This window comes from Photorhabdus australis DSM 17609, from assembly GCF_000711895.1.
In the GTDB taxonomy this organism is placed as follows: domain Bacteria; phylum Pseudomonadota; class Gammaproteobacteria; order Enterobacterales; family Enterobacteriaceae; genus Photorhabdus; species Photorhabdus australis.
Window position 1 is genome coordinate 1 of record NZ_JONO01000097.1, and the last position, 5213, is coordinate 5213.

A 5213-nucleotide genomic window follows, 5' to 3' on the forward strand; every position below is an offset into this window, starting at 1 on the left:
TCAGCGTCCTGAGTGACTGGGAAATTCACTGTTTTCTCGGGCCGATAGATAAAATTGCCACAAATTATCCAGGGATTGACAGGCAGGATAGTTTTGCACAGAGCCGAAATAAATACCCTGAACATGCAACCAGCAGGGGGAAATTATTAAAAATAAGTACAAGCCAGTATGATATATTAGAGTTAAAACAGAAAGAAAAATATCTAAAAAAACTCAATTTATTATTATTATCCGAAGTAGATAAGATTAAATATATCAGACAAATAAACACAGAAAACTCAATGAGTTTTATTATTTATCTGTATGAATTCTTAATTGAAGAAGATATTTATGATACACGCTCAATAGAAGGCATATTGAAGAAATTGATTAGCCATGAATATTTTACGATCGATAATTTTAATAAAAATCTTTTATCTGGTCTTGTAAATAATGGTAAACCCGGCTGGTATAGAGCCAATATTTTCATTCACAATATTAATGAAGAGGTTTAGAAATGGATACTGTAGTTGGCGTTAATGCGGGAAAAGCATGTGCAACTTGCGATGTACCTCCATCCTGTACTCATCGCTACATGTTAACAGATGACTGCAACATATATATTAATTTTCCGTCAATTAGCAAAATGTTTGAAGTGGTCAGTATTATTTCCGAAAAAAAATCACATACATTCATGTCCAGTTTCACCCCCACTAACTGCATAAATAATAAGGAAAATTGTCCTACAACCTATATTTTCAGAAAAGGTGGTACTGAAAATATAGAATTGACCCCTAAGAATCCAAAGAAAAGTTATACAATAACCAATGATCAAGCCAAACTTCCTATATTTACCACTCCATGGGAGTGGTTGAAAGAATTCTTTGCCAGAGATGTCAATGAAATAGACAAAGTAACTTACTATTCTCAAACTGTTGATTGTTCTGGACTGGTTCAGAAAACACAAACTGATGTATATCCAAAGTATATTTTATCCGGTGAGTTAAAAATAGACGTTAAACATGCGGCACATTCGACCTTTAAAGCCAAACGTTCAGATTATAATAAAGATCAATTTGAGCAACTTAAAAATGAATTAGGTAAGACAAAATGGAGTGAAATTGGACGATATGTCCATGAAAAGGAATATACAGCAACAGGAAAAACTGAATTTCAGTTATTCGATAAAAAGAATAATTCTAATTTTACTATTTTTGAAGGTAAGAAAAATATATGGAAAGATAAAAAATCCCTTGTAGAAAAAGTGAAAGATGCAGTTGAAAAAGCAGGCACACGAATTTTAGCCAATAAAGGAGGAATGGCCGGAATTAAAGAAATTAACTTGCTTGGACCATCAGTTGAAATAAGTGGTAATAAAGAATTAAAAATTATCGATTCAATCCCAAGTTTTGAATACAATTGCAAATTGAAACTAGCCCCTTTACTGGGTTTAGAAGTCAGATTAGATATCATTAATGTCTTGATTGCTATATTAGGTAGTCCTGTTGCAGGTAAAAAATGGCATGATCTCAGGAAGTTAATGGAAGAGCAAAAAGATAAAATGGACGAAACAATAAAAAATGGGAAAACAACAGGTTATACATTATTTTATATAGATTTTATTATTTCTGGCGAAATTCTAAATGGCGGAGTCACTATAACAAAGAAAAACAATCATGTGAAACTTATAGGAGAAATAGAAAATAAATTACCTCTGGAGCTCAAAGCAGGTTTTGAAGCCGGATTCAGGGTTCTGTATGTAAAAGGTATACTTACCACAACAGGGGGAGGTAAAACAGCACTGTCAGCGGGATTAAAATGTGATGATTCAGGCTTAGGGATTTATTTCTCACATGAGGGAATAAAAGCTTATTTTGAAGTGGAAGTAAAAGCTGGATATATACAAAAAGAAAGTAAATCAGTGAGTAATACAAAGGGAAGAAGCAAAAATTCAGGTATAAACCTAATTAAAGCCGATGTGATGATATGTGATAAAGATGAATTTGGCCCATTTTATTTTATTGATTTTAAATGAAAATATATTATGCGTAATTATAAAATTTTTCTAACTGTATTATTATTCACTTTACCCATAACCGGATTATCTAAAGAGAGTAAAAATTCTATGAATAACGAAGTTGAACCTATTGACTACAGACTGGAAGTCGAATTAAATAAATGTTCAGCAGATTTACTTATCAATGGCCTATTGATCTTTTCCTACTATGATAAAGAACCCATGAACACACTAATTGGTGTAGGTGAATATCTGAAACCTGAAAACAATATAATCCAGTTTTATTCATGGCCATCAAATAGAGATTCCGATATTTTCGATTCAGACTCAAAGTGCAATTTCATATTAAAAGCAAGAAATAGATTTGAGACTCCCAATCTAAAATCAGTTATAACCATAAATTATCATCCTAATGATAGCATCGCCTATAATACTTCTGTATCAGCACTTAATGTAAGGTTAGATAATGAACAATGGGGGGAATTATTAGGCCGTAATAGTATAATTCATAACAGTAAAAAAGAATATTATCACTACTCTCAAGCATTTAATATAAAAAAGGACTATCCCACGTGGAACTGGGTAAATTCATATCAATTTTCAGAAAATAAAGAAACTATAGATTCATTACCAGAAAACCATCAACTAGCGCTTATTAATGCCTACAAAGAATATTGGGAATTATTAAAAAACAAAAATCTTGAAGGGTTAAAAAAACTTCACAAAGAATTATTAAATGAATCAGTAAAAGCTAATGGTGGAGATAATAATAATTATTTTTCTTCATTGGGATTAGATACATTTTTAAACTCGGCTGATTTCCAACTTTTACCTTTAGCATTTAGCCAATCAAGAATTGAATTATCCCTTGATGGTCGAGTTGTCTCTATGTCACCCTCACCACTAAATTTTTTTGATAAAGAAAATAATTCTAAGTTTTCAATAAACCCCAAATATCGTTTTGATGGAAAAAATTTATTATCACTCTATAACAACATAAAAATACAAATAACAAAGAGGGCTTTGCCCTCTTTATTCAACAAATCAATTATTATTCAGAGATAAACAACAAATTGACAGTATAATGGCGAGAAATTAAAACACCTGTGAAATAACCGAATAAAACCATATAACATAAATCGAGTATAACCACTAACCCAATAATAACTGCATATAGATTGAAGAATATCCTCTTCCACATAATATGAAAAAAATTTATCGTATTGTCATCACCCTATTGATTGTTATTGGTTCTCTTGGGTTATGGAATCAGATTAGTATGAAAAATAAAATGGCCGTCCTTGTAGATAATCCAAATCCAAATTATTTACATGATAAAGTTTGGTTTGACGCCAGCAAATGGTTAAATAGCGGTGATTATATTAAGATAGATGATTTTTATTTAATTAAACTAAGACCTATAGACCTGAATAAAGTGAAAGACTCAGAATATTTTATATATTATGATTTATATTATAATATGCGCCGTAAAAAGTATGGCGATCTTGGCAGCACAACTAATTTTAATGAATTAATGCAAAAAGTAATAGGTTCAACAGATATCCAGGGAGAAACCGATGTAAAGACGGATATCGCCAGTACGGAGAGATTAATAAAGCTCATATCACACCCCGAATATGAATATCTCTATAGTCGATTCGACAAGAAGAAACGGCAACCGGTTATTGATAGCCTACTGGTCAGTTTTTTTTATCAGGATAAAAAATATGAAATGGTAATAGATGCTGTTATTGATGAGGAAGATAAAAAAGATCATTTTCCGTACAGGCATATTATGCTAGCCGAGAGCATTCAACGCTATGGATCTTTTTATAAAGCAAATGATTCATTAACTTATAAGCTGTATTTGGAAGAAAAACATAAAGAGAAAAAATAGCCTTACTCATGATGACCAATAATGTCTGAGTAATTATGGCAACAGATATCAGTGATAAATGAAGCACTCAGTCCGCTATTGAGATCTATCCTCCCTATCATTTTGATAGGGAGGATTTATTATCACTCGATAACAACATAAAAATACAAATAATAACAAAGAGGGCTTTGCCCTCTTTATTCAACAAATCAATTATTATTCAGAGATAAGCAACAAATTGACAGTATAATGGCGAGAAATTAAAACACCTGTGAAATAACCGAATAAAACCATATAACATAAATCGAGTATAACCACTAACCCAATAATAACTGCATATAGATTGAAGAATATCCTCTTCCACATAATATGAAAAAAATTTATCGTATTGTCATCACCCTATTGATTGTTATTGGTTCTCTTGGGTTATGGCATAAAATTAGCCTAAAAAATAAAATGGCAATATTTGTGAACAATCCCGACCCCAACTACCTGTATGATAAAGTCTGGTTCGATGCCAGCAAATGGTTAAATAGTGGCGATTATATTAAAATAAATGATTTTTATTTAATAAAACTGAAACCTATAAACCTGAATCAGGTTAAAAACTCAGAGTATTTTATATATTATAAAATATATTATAATATACGTCATAGAACTTATGGTGATCTGGATAGGACTGCCAATTTTAATGAATTAGTCCAAAAGGTAATAGGTCCAGCAGATATCAAAAGAGAAACCGATGCAAAGACAGATCTTGAAGGCACAGAAAGATTATCCAAACTCATATCGATCCCTAGATATGAATATCTCTATAGCACATTTGATAATGAGAAACAGCAACCAGTTATTGATAGCCTACTAGTCAGTTTTTCTTACAAAGACCAAAAATACGAAATGGTAATAGATGCTGTTATTGATGAAGAAGACAAAAAAAATCAGTTTCCGTACAGTTATATTGTGTTAACAGAAAGCATCCAACACCATGGATCTTTTTACAAAGCAAATGATTTATTAACTTATAAGCTGTATCTGGAAGAAAAACAGAAAGAGAAAAAATAGCCTTATTCATAATAACCAATCATGTTTAGGAAAATGACAACGGGTATTTTTAATTAAAAATTAAACTTCCCGTTGACAATCGGATTATTTCCATAACTCTTTTATTAATCAGACTTGTTAATAAAGAAAGTCACTCAAAGGTTTAAATAAGCCCTCAATATCATTTTAATAACGAGAAATTTATTACAACTCGCTACTGACATGAAATAAAAATAAGTTTCCAGCCTATTTAATGAATAGGAAATTTATTCTTCAAAATCAACTTAATTTCTCTTAAAT

The 5213-nt window shown here is 31.0% G+C and carries 4 protein-coding genes and 1 pseudogene; all 5 read left to right on the top strand.

The window, feature by feature from the left end; genetic code table 11:
* Positions 1–494 (top strand): annotated as a pseudogene (locus BO26_RS17950) (hypothetical protein); the annotation flags it as partial.
* A 2-nt stretch (positions 495–496) separates the two neighbouring features.
* Entirely contained in the window at positions 497–2014 is a 1518-nt protein-coding gene (locus BO26_RS17955) for a hypothetical protein (protein WP_036773878.1), read from the top strand.
* 9 nt (positions 2015–2023) lie between these two features.
* Complete coding sequence (locus BO26_RS17960; protein ID WP_036773881.1) at positions 2024–3061, top strand: hypothetical protein; 1038 nt, start codon at positions 2024–2026, stop codon at positions 3059–3061.
* Positions 3062–3200: 139 nt separating this feature from the next.
* Positions 3201–3893, top strand: coding sequence for a hypothetical protein (locus tag BO26_RS21685; protein WP_051691047.1), 693 nt, complete (start codon positions 3201–3203; stop codon positions 3891–3893).
* A 348-nt stretch (positions 3894–4241) separates the two neighbouring features.
* Positions 4242–4934: a hypothetical protein gene (locus tag BO26_RS17970; protein ID WP_036773882.1), complete on the top strand. Its 693-nt coding sequence runs from the start codon at positions 4242–4244 to the stop codon at positions 4932–4934.
* Positions 4935–5213 lie beyond the last annotated feature (279 nt).